General features: G+C 53.3%; 17 protein-coding genes. 1 reads left to right on the top strand and 16 read right to left on the bottom strand.

Translation table 11 applies throughout. The features are described 5' to 3' along the window. Window positions 1-121: 121 nt before the first annotated feature. From V3851_RS19675 to spoIID, 16 genes are all read right to left on the bottom strand, one after another. A complete protein-coding gene (locus V3851_RS19675) occupies window positions 122-463 on the bottom strand; it encodes a hypothetical protein (RefSeq protein WP_331848269.1) in 342 nt (113 codons plus the stop codon). A 133-nt stretch (window positions 464-596) separates the two neighbouring features. Next, window positions 597-4,556, bottom strand: a complete 3,960-nt coding sequence (locus V3851_RS19670; RefSeq protein WP_331848268.1) for an S-layer homology domain-containing protein — start codon at window positions 4,554-4,556, stop codon at window positions 597-599. A gap of 177 nt (window positions 4,557-4,733) precedes the next feature. After that, window positions 4,734-5,153 (bottom strand): hypothetical protein, encoded by a 420-nt coding sequence (locus V3851_RS19665; protein WP_331848267.1) that lies wholly within the window; start codon window positions 5,151-5,153, stop codon window positions 4,734-4,736. A gap of 166 nt (window positions 5,154-5,319) precedes the next feature. Continuing rightward, on the bottom strand, window positions 5,320-6,441 hold the full coding sequence (locus V3851_RS19660) for a glycosyltransferase family 4 protein (protein ID WP_331848266.1): 1,122 nt from the start codon (window positions 6,439-6,441) through the stop codon (window positions 5,320-5,322). Between the two features lie 115 nt (window positions 6,442-6,556). Then, entirely contained in the window at window positions 6,557-7,321 is a 765-nt protein-coding gene (locus V3851_RS19655; RefSeq protein WP_331848265.1) for a WecB/TagA/CpsF family glycosyltransferase, read from the bottom strand. 6 nt (window positions 7,322-7,327) lie between these two features. Continuing rightward, on the bottom strand, window positions 7,328-8,476 hold the full coding sequence (gene csaB / locus V3851_RS19650) for a polysaccharide pyruvyl transferase CsaB (protein WP_331848264.1): 1,149 nt from the start codon (window positions 8,474-8,476) through the stop codon (window positions 7,328-7,330). After that, the gene (locus V3851_RS19645) at window positions 8,449-10,467 is read right to left on the bottom strand and encodes a DUF5693 family protein (protein WP_331848263.1); all 2,019 of its coding nucleotides are present in this window, start codon (window positions 10,465-10,467) and stop codon (window positions 8,449-8,451) included. Before V3851_RS19645 ends, csaB begins: the two co-directional genes overlap by 28 nt. 41 nt (window positions 10,468-10,508) lie before the next feature. Next, the gene (locus V3851_RS19640) at window positions 10,509-12,227 is read right to left on the bottom strand and encodes a phospho-sugar mutase (protein ID WP_331848262.1); all 1,719 of its coding nucleotides are present in this window, start codon (window positions 12,225-12,227) and stop codon (window positions 10,509-10,511) included. A 49-nt stretch (window positions 12,228-12,276) separates the two neighbouring features. Further along, window positions 12,277-12,699 (bottom strand): 3-hydroxyacyl-ACP dehydratase FabZ, encoded by a 423-nt coding sequence (gene fabZ / locus V3851_RS19635; RefSeq protein WP_331848261.1) that lies wholly within the window; start codon window positions 12,697-12,699, stop codon window positions 12,277-12,279. A 341-nt stretch (window positions 12,700-13,040) separates the two neighbouring features. Continuing rightward, entirely contained in the window at window positions 13,041-13,244 is a 204-nt protein-coding gene (locus tag V3851_RS19630; protein ID WP_331848260.1) for a DNA-directed RNA polymerase subunit beta, read from the bottom strand. A gap of 10 nt (window positions 13,245-13,254) precedes the next feature. Then, window positions 13,255-14,073, bottom strand: a complete 819-nt coding sequence (locus V3851_RS19625; protein ID WP_331848259.1) for a flagellar hook-basal body protein — start codon at window positions 14,071-14,073, stop codon at window positions 13,255-13,257. Window positions 14,074-14,099: 26 nt separating this feature from the next. Further along, on the bottom strand, window positions 14,100-14,984 hold the full coding sequence (locus V3851_RS19620; protein ID WP_331848258.1) for a flagellar hook-basal body protein: 885 nt from the start codon (window positions 14,982-14,984) through the stop codon (window positions 14,100-14,102). A gap of 54 nt (window positions 14,985-15,038) precedes the next feature. Next, window positions 15,039-16,037 carry a rod shape-determining protein gene (gene mreB / locus V3851_RS19615; RefSeq protein ID WP_331848257.1) on the bottom strand — a complete coding sequence of 333 codons (999 nt, stop codon included), beginning with the start codon at window positions 16,035-16,037 and terminating at the stop codon, window positions 15,039-15,041. Between the two features lie 230 nt (window positions 16,038-16,267). Then, window positions 16,268-16,555, bottom strand: a complete 288-nt coding sequence (gene spoIIID / locus V3851_RS19610) for a sporulation transcriptional regulator SpoIIID (RefSeq protein ID WP_331848256.1) — start codon at window positions 16,553-16,555, stop codon at window positions 16,268-16,270. A gap of 182 nt (window positions 16,556-16,737) precedes the next feature. After that, window positions 16,738-17,499, bottom strand: a complete 762-nt coding sequence (locus V3851_RS19605) for a M23 family metallopeptidase (RefSeq protein ID WP_331848255.1) — start codon at window positions 17,497-17,499, stop codon at window positions 16,738-16,740. A 94-nt stretch (window positions 17,500-17,593) separates the two neighbouring features. Continuing rightward, the gene (gene spoIID / locus V3851_RS19600) at window positions 17,594-19,015 is read right to left on the bottom strand and encodes a stage II sporulation protein D (protein ID WP_331848254.1); all 1,422 of its coding nucleotides are present in this window, start codon (window positions 19,013-19,015) and stop codon (window positions 17,594-17,596) included. Window positions 19,016-19,193: 178 nt separating this feature from the next. Here spoIID and V3851_RS19595 point away from each other — a divergent pair. Next, a partial coding sequence (locus tag V3851_RS19595; protein ID WP_331848253.1) for a hypothetical protein occupies window positions 19,194-19,432 on the top strand: 239 nt, incomplete at its 3' end.

Below are 19,432 nucleotides of genomic sequence, written 5' to 3'. Positions count from 1 at the left end.
AATGTCAGTCATCAAGCAACTTTTTCCAATGTCCAATACCCTAAATGTATGTATGTCAAACGCAAATAAGACGTCCAATTTGGACGCCTTAATGCTTTTTTGCTTATGAAAGGGTTTTCCTCTAGCGTACTCTCATCGCCAGTTGAATGATCCGGCTGCGCATTTGCGGGTCGGTATTCAACTTCTCGTACATATCATCGATGGCTTTCTTGTTATCTTTATATGTTTTCTCGTGTTTCATCGTATTATGAGACCATTCAATTAATTCGTTCTCGGCCACTCTCAGCTCATTAAAGGCATCGTGGAAGCCGGTCTCGATAACCAAGCCTTCCATTACCTCCTGAGTCACTTCCTGAATCTTGGTGGTTTCTTCGATTCTCTTTTCTAGAATTTTGGATTTATCCTCAAACTTTCTCTTCGCTTTCGAATACATAACTTGCGGTTTCGATAAAATCGGTTTCATTTCTATTATTCACCCTTTTGCGAAAAAATCTGTTACCCAGCTATTGTAACGTAATTCCAGCTAAAATACAAAATGATGAAATTGGAAAGAGGGAGAGCCAACGATTGGCCCTCCCTCTTTCATAGATAAGCTCTTACATCTTAGGCAGCTTCTTCTGGTCAATCATCACTCTGGCAAGAATAATCGCCGCATCTCCACGCAATGTAGAAGCTCCTGGATTGAAATTATATCCTTTGGACTCGTCCTTCGCATCTACAGGAGAACCCGTAATAAAGCCCTTCTTGGCAATCGCCAAAACGGATGCCTGAGCGTAGTAATCGATCGTCGAATAATCCTTGAAATACTTCTGCAGATCCTTCGTGATCTTCGCACGGTCCGTCTCCAGCTTCAAATCGAGCGCTTTGGCAATGATAACGGACGCATCCTGGCGCGTAATAGGGCTATTCGGATCGAAGGCACCCGGCTGCGAGCCTTTAACAAAACCGGCGCGAGCCGCCGTTTCCACAAAGCGATAATCCCAAAGTGCGTCAAGGTCGATGACCGTCGTCTTCGGAACGTCGCCGAAATGGAGCTCACCGCTGTAGTTGAGCGCCAATTCTTTAGCTCTTACGATCGCGCGCACGAACTCGGCGCGGGTGATTTTCTTGTCCACGCCAAATGACGTGGAAGGATCGATCGGATTCATAACGCCTTTCGAGAAAATTGTTTCAATATAATCTCTGCCATAGGCGTGATCGATAATATCGGTGTAAGACGAGCTCATCTTGCCTACGACATAGTAGCCGAAGCGGTCAAACGGTATCGTAACGGTGTGCTTCTTCGCATCGACAACCCCGCCGATATTCTCCCACTCACGGTTTTCCGGATCGAAGTGGAATACTGTTACAAGGCGTCCCGCATCCTGGGCCACCGAAGCATCATAGGCCAGCGTAAGCTTTCCGCGTTTCGATGGAACCAATTCATTTTCCGGGTCGCGCTCATAGAAGCTAGGGATGTCCGAGAAATCGAACTGGTACGGATCGGCGCCTTGGGTAACCGGATCATATTCCGTTGTGGTAATATCGTCGGCAATCCCGGCGTCAATCCAGAATACCGGACTGGATTTGGCGAAGCGGTCCGGGAAATTACTGATGAAGTACTGTTCCCCGGCTCCTACCAAGTAATTGTAGTCGTCATAATTTACTTCGAATTCGTGCCGGTCTACAACCCCGTCTTCCTTGTTGGCGATGGCAAAACGGAGGTCATGCCCGGAAAAGACCTGGTTCTTTAATTGCTCCGGAATATTGAAATCGCGCCGGATCAGACTTGTCCCGGTCTCAAACGTCAGCGAAAGCGCCCCGTCAAATACTTTATGGGTCTTGGCCATTTCGGCCATGAATTGCGCCCCCGGAATATTGGTCGGAACATACTTGACCGTTATGGTTTCCTTCAGTTCATCGTCGCCTTCTTTGACGACAATATTAATCTTCGTTTCTTTATTGGCCTTCAAGCCCGTAACCACGGCCCGGAAGGCGTTCGGGTAATCCACATCGCCATCCAGATCGGCATCGTATTCCACTTTGACGGCTTCCTCTTTATCGACCGTCACGCTATCCGCCGTGTCCGAACTAATCACGACTTCCACAAAGTTCTGGTTGAGCGTCGTTTTTTCAGGCAATGGACGAATTACGTTGTAAACCGTACGTAAGTATACAACTTCGATACGATAGGTGGATGTAGCCCCGTTACTTGTTACAGTAAAGTTGTAAACAACAGGAGAACCGTCCTCCGGAATTTCCTGATCACGGAGGATAAAGCTAAAGTATTCATCATCCTCGTTATAGAACACTCGCAAATCGTCTACATCGTCGCCGGAATCATAGAAACCATAGCGGCTGCCGTCTTCTTCGGAAAACAGACTATTTTCCAAGGTCCAGGTCACGCCGTCGGAATCCGCGCTATCTTCGGAAGACGAAATATTTAGCGCATACTCATCCAGGCTACCATTATCGTCCAGGTCCTCCAGTGAGCTTCTCACAGTGTTCTCATTCCCGCCCAGATCAAGGAAATCAAAAGTCCCGTAAATGTTCATGGTTGTTTCTTTGGTTGAATACGTGGAACCTGTCTCTTCGAAGGCAGGGTCTTTCTTGTCGGGGATATCCCAGCCGCTTTCATCGGCATAAGGGAACACACCCAAGGTGTCCTCGACCGGAATTTCCGGCACATTCGTTTGGATAAGATTTACCGATACGCTCTTGGTGTAAGAGCTTGTTCCCGACTTGTAAACCAACTTGATCGTATTGCTGCCCGTGATCATGGCGCCGGCCGCCGTATCTTCGTCATCTTCATCCACTTTAAATTCGGTCTTGGAACCGTCTTGTTCCAGGTCGACCAATGTGTTGTTGACATATAAATAAACCGTTCTGTTGCCGCCGCTGTACACGATGGTATCCGTATTTGGAATGTTAAACAAAGTACCCGAGAAATTTCCGACGGCTTTCAAAATATCTTTCTTCATGTCCGTATTCGTCGTATCGATCGAGATTTGTTGACCGTCATACAGCTTGTCAAACTGTGCGTACGGACCGTACAGCAAGGTTATGGCAACCGTCTTCTTGCTGTCCCCGACGGACAGAGTAATCAGTTGCGATCCGTCGGCCGGAAGCTCGCTCATTTCTACGATAATGCGCATGACATCGGTTTGTACCCCGTTAATCGTTTGTACGGACGATTTCCGCGTGACTACATCCAAATCTCCGCCGGTAAGTTTATTCCCTTTAGAATCGGTAATACTATCAAGCTCAACGTCCGTAGAATTGGTACCGTTAATCACCAGGACTTCAAAGCCCGCAGGCAGGGAATAAACATCCGTATATTTCGTAGGGCTTGTGGCCGTGCCTGTCAAATTCAACGCTTGGGAAGCCGATGTATTGCCGCTGTAGCCATCCAAATAGTTAATGGCGTAAATATACGGCTCCGAATTGTCCCGGAGCGTGAAGTAGGCGGTATGTTCTCCAACGGTGTTTACAGAACCGTCAGGTTGCTCATTATTCACTTCCAGTTGAACCTTGACCGTGTCGTCAAAAGCGGCAGCAGGAACGTCAATCTCATAGCTGATTACGGTATATCCGCCGTCCGCATCCGTCGACTCCACTTCGGCATCCACCGAACCGGTGCCTGTCGCCCCTCCCGAGAAGGTGTAATCCACTGTAAAGTCTCCATCCGTAACCGGAACAATGGCTTTACCTGTGAGAACGATATCTCCCGCTCCGACCGAGCTGACGCTAAAATCAGGGGAAGTAGCCAAGTCCGGGGACTTGGTATTGTCGCCATCATGGTTCAAGTACAAATCATAGAACGTCGATTCACCATTATTGAAAGCGAGCTCCCGGGTCGTCTCTACCGACTGGTCCCCGTTGGTAGCCGTAATCGTAATCAGATTCTTGCCTTCGTTGACTTTGATCGAAGAAGCGGTAAATTTGTAGTCATTATAGCTAGACACCTTATACGTCCAGCTCTTGTCATTTACGGTGACCATAACGGACTGCGCGTTTTTGGCGATACCGCTAATGATGATATCGGCGCTGTCCTTACCGAAGTTGGCCGATTTCGGAGCAGCCGTCAACACGGCGGTCGAGCCTTCGGACAAATCCACTGTCTGGCCGCTCATGCTTGCTTGCAGGTTAGACAGCGTAGGGCCGTTGCGGAATTCGATATAAATCGTATCTTCCACCGATTTGGCGCCGTTGGTGCCTTTGAATGTAATTTTGTTCATCCCGGAGTAGAGTTGCACATCCATAACGGTCAGTTTAAAACCGTCCAGCGTGATGCCTCCGGTTTGACCGACATTGGAGTTTACAACCTCCCAGTCATTACTGGAATTTTGGGCTATTTGATAAACGCTGTAGGAGATATCCCCGTTCACATTATTAATGGTACCGGTCAGATTCACCTCATCCGTATTCACTACTCTAGCCGAACCCACGCTGTAATTCTCGTTAGGAAACACAAAAAATGTCCCCGTGGAAGCGGCATTTGCCGTCCCGGCCAACCCGGCCGGTATCAAGCCAACCATCAGCATAGCCGTCAACAACAAGGATAATACTCTTTTCAAAATCAAATCCCCCTTTAAAAGAATAGCGAAAATATGCCTATGGCTACCTTTCACAGTTTTGTACCATTTATATCGGCTTTACCCGGGGATAAATTTAGAGAATTTGAAGAATAAAATAAGCTCCCGGAGTCTTTGATCCGGGAGCTTGAATATCTGAAAAATATATTTAGTTTGATATTATAGTGCCCGCCGTATTGCCGAGATGTCCGTCTCCTGCTCAATCGAGCGGAGACACAGCTTCTCCAGAATCTTCTCATGGCGTGCTTGTTCCTCTCTGATGGAATTTTGTTCGCCGTGCCGCTTGTTCATGTCCATGCTAAGCGCGTCAAGCTTGGCATCCGTCACATCCTGACGGTCGCTAATTGCTCTAACGATGGCATGGGTCTCGCTTAACTGCGTTTGCATGAGTCCTTGCGTTCCTTTAAGACCTTGAATATCCGACTTCATCGACTGCATTTCCGATCCCATGGATTGCATTTCCGATTTCATGGACTGCATGTCCGATTTCATAGACTGTATGTCGGATTTCATGTCGTATTGCTCTGTCTCAATATGATCCAGCTTCTGCAAAATCTGATGGAGTAGTTGTTCGCTCATATCCGAATTTACTCCCTTCCGTAATGTAAAAATCATACCTTATTATACCCTTTTTCGAGGAAACGTGTCGAGCAAAAAACAACCCACTGTTGTCTTCCCGAGACACAGGGGTTGTCCTAAACAAACGTATAATTGCGGTAATCTAAGCTAAAATATTGCAGTAGCGTTACTTGGAGCCGCGCTCCGTGCCGACTTTCATGCGCAGACGGGCGAAAAAGTCGAGCAGCGGCCGCTTCGTCTTGCCGATCAGACCGATGACCTCCGCGCCGATTTGCAGGAAGAACACCATGACGCAGATGACGACGAAGGTGACCCAGTTGGCGTTATACATCGCCGCCGAGGATTGGATCACGGCCAGCACGCCGAAGAAGGCGGCGATGCCGTAAATAATCAGCACCGTCTGGCGGTGGCTGAAGCCAAGCTCGCGCAGGCAGTGGTGCAAATGCCCTTTATCCGGCGAGAAGATCGGTTTCTTCTGCATCCAGCGGCGGATAATGGCGAACAGCGTGTCCGACAAAGGCACGCCGATCAGAATCAGCGGCGTCAGGAACGAGACGATCGCAACCTGCTTGAAGCCGAGCAGCGATAGAAGCGCCAGGCTGAAGCCCAGGAACAGGGCGCCCGAGTCGCCCATGAATATTTTGGCCGGGTGGAAATTGAAGTACAGGAAGCCGATAATGCCGCCGAGGAGCAGCAGGCTAAGCAAAGCCACCACGATATTGCCCATCAAAAAAGCCATGACGGCGATCGTGCCGATCGCAATCGCGGATACGCCCGCGGCCAAGCCGTCCAACCCGTCGATCAGATTGATCGCGTTGGTCACGCCGACAATCCACAGAATCGTGAACGGAATCGCGATCCAGCTTTCCACCGACGCATACGTATGAAAAGGAATATTGGCAAATTCAATCCGAACGTCAAAACCGAATACAACGACGCAAGCCGTAGCGATCTGCACTAGAAATTTCAGCTTGGCCGGCAAATCGAACCGGTCGTCGAACGCGCCGAGCAGGATCGTCATGGTCCCGCCGACAAGAAATGCTTTAATAAAGTTGATTTCGCGCACCGAGAGGCTTTCCGGAAGAAACGGAAGCAGCAGGAAGAACGTAATCACAAAAGATAAAAAGATAGCCAATCCACCGAGTCTCGGCATAATTTTCGTATGCACTTTACGGGCATTGGGCACATCCACCGCGCCGACCTTAAAAGCGAACTTCTTTACCAACGGCGTAAGGCCGAGCGCCAGCGCCAACGAGACGATAAACCCGATGGTATAAATCATCCACATGTGTTATTTCAACCCCCATTTATTCTGCCGGAATGAATTATACTCCGATTCAGCAGGAACACACAAACCTCATACTTGAGCAATAATACGCTGTTTTGCGCAAAAATTCAATCACTTAGCTCATTTTTGTAAGGTTTTCGCCTGCGCGGAGCACCCGAACCATGAACTTCGGCAGGACTAGCATCCGCCGGAAACGGGTCGGTTCCGACAGCAAACGGTACAGCCATTCCAAACGCATCTTCTGAAATGCTTTGGGCGCACGCTTCGATTTTCCGGAAATAATGTCGAAGCTTCCGCCAACACCCATCATCACCGGCACGCCGAGCGCTTGCTTGTATTTCCCGATCCAAGGCTCCTGCGTATCCGCGCCGCGGGCGACGAACAGCAGATCCGGCGACGCGGCCACAATGTTCGCGATGACTTCCGCGTCCTGGTCCGGTCCGAAGTAACCGTCCCGGAAGCCGACAATCTCCGTCCCGGGATATTGGATGCTTAACCGCCGGGAAGCTTCCTGAATCACTTCCGGGGTCGAACCGAGCAGATAAACTTTCCAGTGCCGCCGCTCGCCCTCTTTCATTAATTCATGCAGCAGATCGAAGCCCGCCACCCGTTCGGTCACCGGATCGCCGGCCTTCTGCGCGGCCCAGACAAGACCGGTGCCGTCCGGGATGACCAATTCGGCGTCCTGCATAATTTTCTTGTAGGCGGGATCTTCCAAGGCGGCCATAATCATGATCGGATTGGCCGTAATGATCTGATGCGGCTTGCCCGACTCCACCATGCCGGCCACATGGGCAAGCGTGTCGTTCATTCCCCATTTGCAAACGGAGATGCCGAATACCGATACGGTCGGCACCGCTTCTATATGCTTCGTCTCCAACTTCCCTCACCCTTTGCTCCGTAGAAATTCGACGATGCGCCGCGCGGGGGTGCGGGCTTCGCGCTTCAGCTCCGCTATGCGCGGAGCGTTGGCCGCGCGCCAGGCGTCGCCCTCCAACAGCAGGCGCTCGGCCTGCGAGGCCACGATCCGGGGATCGAGCTCCTCGGCAGTGCCGACGGGCACGCCGCCGAGTCGCCCCAGAAAATGGTCGATCTTCGGATCGTACGAAACGCCGAGCAGCGGCACTTCCTGCGACGCCGCGTAAATGAGGCTGTGCAGCCTCATGCCCACCAGCAGGCGGCAGCGGCTCACTTCGCGGAGCATCTCGTACGGATGCTCCGTCTCCGCCGCGATGCTGACGGTGCTCCCGTGTTCCGCCACATTTCCCAGACGGTCCATGACGAAGCGCGAAGCTTCGTCGTCGCCGGGGAAATGAAACGGCAGGAACCGGATATGCACCGGAACGCGGCGGCTGAGCGAAGCGAGGCCTTCGGCCAGCTTCGCAAGCTCGGTCCGCTCGGGATTCCAGAAGCGGACCGACACGCCCACCACCGGCAGCTCAGCCGAGCCGGAGCCTTGGTCCGCCGGATCCGGTGCCACCCCCGGTCCATCCTCCGGCAGCGCCAGACCCATCACCGGGTCCGGCACGACCTGGACGGCCGTTTTGCGGATGCCCATGCTGTCCAGCAAGGCGGCCGACTCGGCGTCCCGGACGGAAATATATTCGCAGCGGCGGAACACCGCGGCGATCAGCGGCCGGAACGGTTTGCGGCGGACAGGCCCGATCCCCTGCGCGTAAACGAAGGTCGGCTTGCCCATCCACTGAGCGATTTTGATGATGCCGAGGTAATACGGAATCGAGCCGAGCCCGGTGGCGTCCTGCAGCAGGCTTCCTCCGCCGCTGATCAGTCCGTCGCTGTTCTTAATAGCGTTCCTTACATCGCCGAGTTTCATCCGGTGCACGGCCTTAACGCCGTAAGTCCGGCTGGTCCACTCGGGGTCGATGGACAGAACGACGGGCGTGATCGCGATGCCCGCCGCCTTTCCCTCTTCTTCCAACGCGGAGAGAATCGATTGCAGCACCGCTTCGTCCCCGCTGTTGCGGTATCCGTAATATCCCGACAGAACTATGGTTTGAGAAGACGCGGCGACCATTTATCCCAGCACCTTTCGATAATATGCCAAACCAGCACGGCGATGAGGCCGACGATGAGGCCAAGGGCGAGTCCGAGTCCGCCGCGAATCAGCGAAAGCGCGGCAGGGGTATGGATATGGGCGAAGGTGTCCACCATCGACAATTGCCCCATAACCGCAATAACCATCGCGTACAGCGCCCAGCGGTAGCGGAAGGCGGCAAACACGGCGACGATAAACAGCGGATGCGCCAGCAAAAATTCCTTGTTGCGCGGACGAACCCCGAACGTATTTTCCAAGAAAGAACGGAAGGCGGCTTCACCCGGAAGCAGCGTGCCGGCATTGCCGGTTCTCGACAAATAATATAGCGCAACTACGCCGAGTATGCCTGCGGCAACGACCCATACCAGCGTAATCGGCATCCGCAGCCAATTCCGCAGCTCCTGCCATACCGAGGTCCCTTGATACAGGAAGACATAAATCGCAACCAGCAGAATCGGCCCCAAATGAAGCAGGCTGACGCCGCGGAATTGATTCAGGACCAGGCTGTAGGTAATGTTGTTCAGCAGCGAAATAACGAACGGAACGGCGGCCAGCGAGATAATCGCCGTTTTCACATACAGGATGATGCTGTGCGTCAACCTCCGGCCGGCCGAAATGCCGGGATGTGCTTGGCCGATCTCTTTTACTTTGCGGATCGCAAGAATAGTGGAAATCGTCGGAGCGCTGATGGCAACCCCGAGTGCCAGCGCCTGTTCCAGCAGCGTCGGCTTCAGCACATATAACCCGGCCGAGCCGATTAAACCAAGAATAAAAGCGATCAAGGTCAGCGGCGCGATAAAATAAGAAACAAGCATCGCACAGAATGCTACACCGCCGAGGACGACGAGGGCTTTCAAATATTTTTGCCAAGAAGCGTCATGAATTTGGAATGCCTCCGCCTGTCCGAATTCAAATCCGTTATTTTCGATGCGCTGAACCGCTCCTTCCGGCCCCTGCAGCGAATCGATCAAATTGTTGATCGGATTCGTGATCGCCGCTTTGGCCGCATCCTTGGACGGCGATGCGTTCAGATAGATCATCCGGATGTTGCGGTCCTTGGTGGCCAGGACGAACCGGTCGGCCAGCGTTTTGGCGTCCTGGCCGGCTTCGGTGTCGGCCAAGGAATGCAGGCGTACGATATTGTAATCCGTCAGATAAGCCAGCTTATTCAGGCCCTTTTGCGGAGCCTTCAAATTCTCGATCGCCGCGAGGCCGATCCCGTGTTTTTTGAGCAAATCGGCGAAGCCCTGCAAGCTATTCATAGCTTCGTTGTCCTTGAATCCCGTTACCGCTTCCCCGTCAAACAGAATTCGCTTTACGCCGTTCGCCGCAAAGAACGAAAGCTGCTCATCGAGCGATTCCTGATCGTAAGGGACATTGTCCGACAGCCGCGGCAAAATATTAAATCCCTTTTCGCGCAGCATGTTAAAGGCGATCGGGTCCAACTGCATCGGTTTCATGACCGCTTCGTCCATGCCCATGCCGATAATCAGACCCGGATAATTCATATACTCCCAGTCCGTCACGGAGACGTCCAGATTCCGGAACGTCTCTTCGATCATCGGCCGGAGCTGCTGTTCATTCTCCGGGCTAGTAAAAACAAGGTACGTATAATTGCTCTCTGGAGAAACAACGGTTTGTGTCATCTTTGCCGCATCCAGCGCATTAAACACCATAATCCGCCGCGCCTTCGACAATTCATCCAGCGTGCTTTCAAACATCGCCATGGTACTCACGCCGGCCTCTTTCAGCCGGTCCAACTGCTCATCCATGTAAGCCGCCGGATCGGCCTGATACGAAGCCACATCCAGCAGTCCCCGATAATTGAAAACAATCTCCACTTTATTTGCAGACGACTCGGTCTGCACCCGCTGAACGATCACCGGTATGGAAGCTACAATACCAACGACGACCAAGATCCACAACCATTTGCGGGAAGCGTCATTCCACCGCTGCCAACTTCGAATCACAAGGGTACCTCCTCAAAAGTAAAAAATAACTGGTAAGTCCATTAGCCGTCCACGCGGGCCAGCACATCTTCCTGCAAACGGGCGAGCCGGGCTTTGGCATCCTCGTTCGACGTTCCGCGGACCGCGAAGTAAAACTTGATCTTCGGCTCCGTTCCCGACGGACGAAGGCAGAACCAAGAGCCATCCTCCAACCGGAATTTCAGGACATTTTCCTTAGGCAGTCCATCGAGACCTTGCGAATAATCGAGAAGTTCCTTAACCGCAATGCTTGCCACGCTCTTCGGCGGATTGGTACGGAAATCATTCATCAAGGCGCCGATTTGCGCCAGGCCGTCTTTGCCTTTCAAGGTCCGGGAAGCCAGCGCTTCACGATAGTAGCCGAAGCTTTGATACAACTCCTCCAGCACGTCGATCAGCGTTTTGCCCTGACGCTTGTAATAAGCGACGGCTTCACTGATCAAGGTCGAAGCCACGATCGCGTCTTTGTCGCGGGCATAATTCCCGGCCAGATAACCATAGCTTTCCTCATAGCCGAACAAATAAGTATAATCGCCCGTTTGCTCGAACTCGTTCATTTTTTCGCCGATATATTTGAACCCGGTCAGCGTGTTGAACACCGTCGCGCCATAATGGCGGGCGATCTCCGCACCCATCTCGCTGGTTACGATCGTCTTCACGACCGCGCCGTTTGCCGGAAGCTTGCCCGCTTCCTTCATTTGTCCCAGCACATAATGTACAAGTATAGCCCCCGATTGGTTACCGGTCAAAATTTCATAGTCGCCGGCCGCCGTTTTAACGACCGCGCCCATCCGGTCCGCATCAGGGTCTGTGCCGATCAGAATGTCCGCGCCGACTTGCTTGCCCAGCTCGATCGCCATGGCGAAAGCTTCCCGCTCTTCCGGGTTCGGGGACTTCACGGTCGAGAAATTGCCGTCGGGAAGTTCTTGTTCTTTAACGATATGCACCTGGGTGAAGCCGATCTTCTCCAGGGCCCGTCGCACCGGTAAATTCCCGGTTCCGTGCAGCGGGGTATAAACGATCACCAGGTCCTTCGCCGCACCCGAGGCCATCAATTCACGGTTGACGCTGGTCTCGGCCACCGTCTCGACGAACGCCTCGTCTTCGGCTTCGCCGAGCCATACGAGCAGTCCTTTCGTTTCGGCCTCTTCCCGGCTCAGCCGTTTCACTTCGGCCAGTGAGGTCAGATCCTGAATATTCTTGATCACGCGCTCCGCTTCATGCGGCACCAACTGTCCGCCGGAGGCGTTGTATACCTTATAACCGTTATATTCCGGCGGGTTATGACTCGCCGTTACGACAATACCGCCGGTTGCGTTCAAACTGCGGACGGAGAAGGACAACTGCGGCGTCGGACGAAGCGACGGGAACAGCTTGGCGACGATGCCGTTGCCCGCCAGCACGAGCGCGGCCTCCAGAGCAAACTCCGGTGAGAAATGCCGGCAGTCGTGTGCAATGACGACGGAAGGCTGACCTTCCTTACCGCCATGCTCTTCCAAAATATATTTGGCAAAGCCCTGCGTCGCTCTGGCCACCGTGTAACGGTTCATCCGGTTACTGCCGGCGCCGATGACGCCGCGCAAGCCGCCGGTGCCGAACTCCAAATCCCGGTAAAAGCGGTCTTCGAGCTCAGCCGGGTTATTTTCCAGCGCGCGCAGTTCCTGTTTGGTCTCTTCATCAATGGAAGCGTCGTTTAACCAGCTATCCACTTTTTCTCTAATGTTCGAATTCAATTCAGCCATGGTTTCAAAAATCCTCCCAACGCATAATAGTCTTGGAATTGCAACTAACTCAGGATAACGCAAACATAATTTCGCCCTCTGCGACAATTTTATCATCGACCTTAGCGACGGCATGTCCTTTACCGATGGAACCTTTCATGCGGGTGATTTCCACTTCCAGACGCAGCGTATCCCCCGGCACGACTTGACCGCGGAAGCGGAAGCCGTCCAGCCCGGCGAGGAAGCCGATTTTCCCCTTGTTTTCCTCGACACTCAGAAGAGCCGTAGCGCCCACTTGGGCCAAAGCTTCGGTAATCAGCACCCCCGGCATAACCGGGTATCCGGGAAAATGCCCCGTAAAAAACGGTTCATTTACCGTGACATTCTTGATCCCTACCGCTCTTTTGCCTTCTTCCATTTCCACAATCCGGTCCACCAGCAGGAAGGGCGGGCGGTGCGGAATAATTTCTTGAATTTGTTTGGTATCGAGCATTATGTAATACCCCTTTCTGATTTTCATAAAATCGTTCCGGTCCGTTGTCACATCATAAACAACACGCTAATTTTCGTATAAAAGATCAGGCGAACGGTCACACTGAAATTATCCTTCGCGTCTGCAGAAGCGAGGGTTAAGATAAGGGGCTTATCCGTGAGCGGTCCGATACCGCAAACGGGTAACGCCCTTTTGATTTCTTTTGACGCGCGACAGTCCCCCATCATTATACATTTTATGACCCTAAAAAGAAAACTCCCGATACCGGGAGCGAAAAAGCCATTACATTCAGTTTCTTCCATTATATAGATAATCTATTGTGCTTGAGAAAGCCGCGCCGGTTAAGGTGCAAACACGAGGTCGAATACATGCTTCCAGGTACTCCATTGCCAAACGCCGCTGATATCCTGTTTGCCCAATACCACATAACCCACGGCAGTGCCGCAGATCAGGGCAATCGCAAGAAACAGAACAATCAGCACAATCCGCAGGAGGGTGATCCAACCGGACCGCCGTTTTCCGTCCGGTTTATGCTCTCGGGTCATGATTCTCCACCTACCCGCGTAAATTATTGGCCAAGCCCGCCATCGTTTCGCTGGAGGTAAGCGCACGTGCCGCAAGCTGATAAGCGCGCTGCACCTGGATCATCTCCGCCATTTCTTCCGTCAGGCTGACATTGGAGCCTTCGAGCGCCCCTTGCCGGATCTGGGCTTGCTGTTCCTGCGGGAACAGTGACGTATCGGCGACCACCTCATCCTCGATGGCCCCGTCGGCGAGCACGAACAGATTGCCGTCAACCTGCTGCAGCGCATCCGGTCTGATCGGGGTCCGCAATTGAATCCGCCCCGCTTCGGTCACTTCTTCCCCGGTTACGGCAAGGACGTTGCCCTGCCCGTCGATTTGCAGCTTGGCGCCGGCAGGAAACGATATCGGATCACCATCCGTATTTAAAACAAAATGTCCGGAACCGGTTACCAGATAAGCGGATTCCTCATCGGCCGGGTCCGGCTGGATATGGAAGTCTCCTGCCCGGGTATATGCTTTGCCGCTTTCGGTAAGTACCGCAAACAGGGCGTTGCCTTCAATCGCCAAATCAGTCGGATTGCCGGTCTCCTTGATCGACCCTTGGATGAAATTGTTCGATATGGATGTCATTCTCGAACCGAATCCGAGATTGAATCCGGACGGCGTTGCCCGCCCTTCCAGATTCATCTTGGAGGTCTGCTCCTTCACCCGTGTGAGCGTATCCTCAAATGAAGCTTCCTTGCGTTTGTACCCCGTAGTGTTTATGTTCGCGATATTGTCGGCAAGAAGGTCCAGACGCTGCTGAATCCCGCTCATCGAAACCATGGCGCTGATCATGGAATTGTTCATGAGGCACCTCCTTCATCTAACTTAGCCTAGACACGGCCGATTTCGTTGACCGCTTTGTCCAAACTTTTATCGTAATATTGTATCATTTTCTGATTCGATTCATAGGCCCGCTGGGCGGAAAGCAAATCCACCATCGCTTGGGCGGTATCCACATTGGAGACCTCCAGATAGCCTTGGCGGATTTCCGCGCCGTCGCCGGCTTGCAGTTCCCGGATATCCGCGGCATCAGGATCATCTGCCCGGTAAACGCCATTGCCGTCTCTGACCAATTGCTGCGGCCGGTTTACAACGACAATCCCCAGCGTAGCGATCGCGTTTCCATCGGAAGCGACAAGATTACCCTGGGCATCGCTCTTCAGCGAGTCGATCGATTGCCCGGCCGGAAGCACGATCGGGTTGCCGTCGCTATCCAATACGCGCTGCCCCTGCGATGTCAGCAAATCGCCCGCGGCATTAACGGTGAAACCGCCGTCCCGGGTATAACGCACTTGATCGTTATTGTCCATGACCGTAAAAAAGGCCTGCGGCCGGTAGATCACTTCTCCGTCCTCGTTCACATATTTACCCGATGCGTCGAAGGGAATCGGATCGCCGGTAGCCGGGTCGTTCAATCCCAGATTGGACAGCAAAGCAAAATCGGATCCCTTGTGTGTTTCTTTCAGGTCCCCCTGTACGAAAGAAGACATGCTTTCCTCCGCAAACACCCCTGTCGCCAGCTTCCCGATCCGTTTGGGCGTCGGGCTTTCCTTATCGCCTACAAGCGAAACCAGCATTTCGGGAAAGGAATGCTTCACCGAGTTCACCTGTTTATAACCCGTAGTATTGATATTCGCTATATTCTGCGTCACCGTATCATGGCGCCGCTGCTCTGTCATCATCCCTGAAGCCGCAGTGTAAAGCCCTCTTAACATAGGGAACCCTCCAAACCAAGCTTTCTTGACTCTCTTCTATATTATATCGGCGAATCAGAATTTTTTCTTAGTTACCCGGTCCAAATTATCCAGCATGATGCCGGTTCCCTTAACGACACAATGCATCGGATCTTCCGCGATAAGCACCGGTACGCGCAGCTCTTCGATCAGAAGCTCGTCCAATCCGTTCAGCAAAGCGCCTCCGCCGGTCAGAATAACGCCACGATCGATAATATCGGCGGACAGCTCCGGCGGAGTGCGCTCGAGCACCGATTTGGCGGCGGTTACAATCGATGAAACCGGATCAGCCAAAGCTTCTTGAATCTCCTTTGAAGTAACGGTGACCGTGAGCGGCAATCCCGAGACCATGTCTCTGCCCCGGATATCCATTTCCGCCACCAGCCCGGAAGGATGGACCGTCCCGATGTTCACTTTGATATCCTCCGCGGTCCGTTCCCCGATCAGGAGCTTGTACTTCGTTTTAATATATTTAATAATGGCGGCATCAAATTTGTCGCCGGCGATCTTGATTGACGAAGCCGTGACGATGTCCCCCATCGAGAGCACCGCCACATCCGTCGTACCGCCGCCGATATCGACAACCATATTGCCGCTCGGTTCAAAAATATCCATTCCCGCGCCGATCGCCGCGGCCTTGGGTTCTTCTTCCATGAAGACCTCTTTGGCTCCGCTGCGCTCCGCGGCTTCGCGAATCGATTTCTGTTCCACGGAAGTAATATTGGTAGGCGCGCAGATGAGAATACGGGGGTGACTGTACCAGCTTCGGCCTCCAATCCGGTCAATAAAATACTTGAGCATCGTCTCCGTAATCTCGAAATCGGCAATGACGCCGTCTTTGAGCGGACGAATCGCAATGATATTACCCGGTGTGCGGCCCACCATCTTTCTTGCCTCTTCGCCGACAGCCAGCACGCGCTTGGCGTCGCTGTCGATCGCCACAACGGAAGGCTCGTCGAGAACTACTCCTTTTCCTTTGACATGAATCAGTACATTAGCGGTGCCTAAATCAATACCAATATCCTTGCTCATCATCAAATGCTCCCCCAAAATGGTTTTTATTGACAAAATATGGTAAAGGCTTCCCCGGTATCGCGGAGCCGGACTTCGACAAAATACTGCAAAACCCCTTAACAAATCGGGATAATGAGATAAAATCCACAATCTTATACCATATTTAAAAATACCATACTTTGGGGGAGGTATTCAATCATATTCCTCTCCAGGGATAATCTTATTGTTTACCCATTCGTGCGGCGAGCTAATCACCTTCCGGCCGAGCTGATCACCTCCCGCTTGTTTTGGCCTTTTTTCTTATACTTGATTTTCGTCGCCTCGCCTCCCCGAAGGTGCCTGATCGACTTATGGTATTCGAGAATGTGCTTGACCTGGTCCGCCAAATCCGGATTGATCTCCGGCAGACGCTCGGTTAAATCTTTGTGCACCGTGCTTTTCGAAACGCCGAATTCTTTCGCTATGGTCCGAACCGTATGCCGAGTTTCCACGATGCAGCGACCTATTTTAATCGTTCGTTCCTTGATGTAATCGTGCACGCTCCCGCCTCCCTACTCGAGATAGTTTGGTACATTATATGAGGGGCGGGCCCATATATTCTTTGTTTCCAAGCCTGACAAGCCCGGGCAAAGCCAAATTATTTTGACAAGGGGAGCCTGTCCGGCGCAAAAAAAGCGGAGAGCCCGCGCTTTTCGCGCTTTGGCTCTCCGCTTGATAATCGTTATTGTTGCTTGGGCAGAACGCTCGCCGGGTTGACCAATTCGCCGTTCTCATATACGGCAAAGTGAACGTGGTTGCCGAGATCCTTTTCCATCTCGTTGCGGCCCGCAGAGGCGATCGCGTCGCCTTGTTTCACTTGATCGTTCAATTTGACTTTGACATCCGCAAGACTTTCGTACACGGTTTTCAAATTGTTCGCGTGCGTGATTTCAACGACGAAGCCAAGCAGCGGCACTTCTTCGACCCGGGTCACTTTACCGCCCATCGCGGCCGTGACATCAAACGTCTGGCTATCCTTCCGCGCGATGTCGATCCCCGTATTGGCGATAAAGGTGTCATTATACTGGACCAGCGCGGCTTCGTGATCTTCGGCGCTGCCCTCGTTGTCATAGAACGGCTTCACCACGGAGACTTCGGAAAGATTCGCTACGGGCCAAGCCAGATCTTCTGAGACGGCGACGGTTTCATCCGTTTTGTCTTCGCCTTCTACCTTCGCGGTATCCTGACCCAGCAGATCCTCGCTTGAAGGCTGTTCTACGGCGTCCGTCACACTGGCGGGCGTGGAATCCATCGGCTTTTGGCTGGCATCCTGGTAGACCCACACTAAGGTTAGTATAATTGCCGCTGCTGCCACGTAAACCGCCGGGTAGACCCATCTCTTCGACAATAGTTTCTTCCATGCGGACACCGGTACGGCCGGTTCTCCCATTGTAATTTTAGGAGATTCCTCATGGGACTTCGTTTTGTTGTTTTGTTCATTCATTAGCTCATCACCTCAATAACCAGTGTTACCGGGGCGAAAGCTTTTATACTTCGCTTATATCAATTTTCCAAAAAATTTAAGAGACATCATTATTTCACGAACTCCGTTTCAATAGGTTGGAGGTTTGCTGAAAGGATATGCCCGTGTAATAGTGTTTGAGAATCTGGGTGGTGGTGTATCCTTTTTGAGCCATGCCGTTGGCGCCCCACTGGCTCATCCCCACGCCGTGCCCGTAGCCGTAGGTGGTGATTTTGACATTCGTCCCGTCCAGCTTGACGCTGAACTGGCTGGAGCGCAAATCCAGCTTCTCCCGGATCTCGCGGCCGGTGTAGGTTTGGTCTCCTATCCGGATTCCCTTGACCCGTTTGCCGGAAGTGAACGAGAGAATCTTCACCAGACTGTCGGAAAGCCCGCTCCCGCTGGCACCGGCCAATGCGGTTTGAGCCGGGGCCTTCTGACCAAGCCGCTCAAACAATTCATTGACGGAAAGGGTTACGGTCTCTTTATTATGCGGATTAACTGTACTGTCCCATGGGCTGGGTACGCTGCGGAGATAAGGGATGCGAAGCGACCAGTATTCCTCCGAATTTTCAGTGTACCCCCCGCTGGACGAAAAGAACGCCGCCGTAATCGGCTTCCCCTGGTAGGTCATCACGATGCCGCGCGTTTCCCGAACCGCTTGCTCCAGCTTGGCGAGCTGTTCGCTCTTTCCGCTCCCGGCCCACCTCTCCAGCGTCTCCTTGGAGAGGTAGGCTTGATGGTCGACGGTATCGACCACATCCGCCTGGCGGCCGGGGACGCCGCTCGTATCCCCGGCCGCCAGGCGGCGGATGATAAAGGTACGGGCCGCGATCGCTTGCGCTTTGAGCGCTTCAAGCTCAAAGTCTGCCGGCATCTCGGCGGCCAGCACGCCGGTCACGTACTGTTCGAGCGGTACGGTCTCTACGCTGCCGGTGCGCGTCAGATAGACGCGCACTTCCGGCTCGTCCGCGGGCGAGGCCTCCGCCGGCTCGAGCCGCTCCCCGCCCGCGGCGACCGCAGCGCCTGCGGCGGGCCCCTGCCCCGGCGCCGTCTGCGCCGCCGGGGCGGCCGGCGGCTGCGGGCCGGTGCTGCGCCCGGCGAGCAGCGCGGGCAGCAGCACCGCGAGCGCGGCCAGGCCCGCCAGCGCGGCGGCAAGCGCCCAGCCCCTCCTCCCGCCACCGCGGAAGGAGGAGGGCCGCGTCCGCGCGCCGGGCGCGAGGCGCAGGCGCAGCGGCTGCGGCGCGGGTTCCCGCGCAGACGCGGGCGCAGGCTGCCCGGCGCGGAGCGGGGCAGCGCCGTTTGGGGCCGCGCCGTGCGGGCCAGGCATGGGTCGGGCGCCGGCACCGCCCGCCCCGGTGCTGCCTCGGCTTTCAATACATACGCCCCCACCGACCGGGCCTGCATTGCCTGCTCCCGCCTCTCCAATATTCCCTGCCTCTGTATCTCGCACCCCCATACCAATTTTCACGGTGATTCTATGATTTTTATCATTCATTCCGCCGTTTACCTCCATCCGGATTCATGCTGCTCCCAACCGTTAAGCAGCGGCTTTTCACTCCTATCGTTTTTAAGCCTTATATTTAAAGCTCGCTATACTTATAGATATGAGTTTTGTCCAATCGCTAGAACCCTCTATAACAAGAAGGTCGACAAACTCGGCGGCAGTGCAGCAAATGTATCCATTCCGGGTTGGCGTTATCATTCGGGCTACTCCAAACGAAAAAAACTGCAAATATACATGTATTGTCAGCCGAAAGGCGGATTTTGAGAAAAAGCCTGCAAAAACGGCTGGGCCCCTTAAATCCGGAGTCCTGACCTACAAGTTTATTGTAAACGCAGTATTGCTTATTTTCTTACGTGTTTACATCGATTTATGGAACTTAGTGGTATCCTTTAGCGTCTTCACCCATGA

The organism is Paenibacillus haidiansis, assembly GCF_036553665.1.
Lineage (GTDB): Bacteria > Bacillota > Bacilli > Paenibacillales > Paenibacillaceae > Fontibacillus > Fontibacillus haidiansis.
This window is presented reverse-complemented; position numbering and strand designations above follow the sequence as displayed.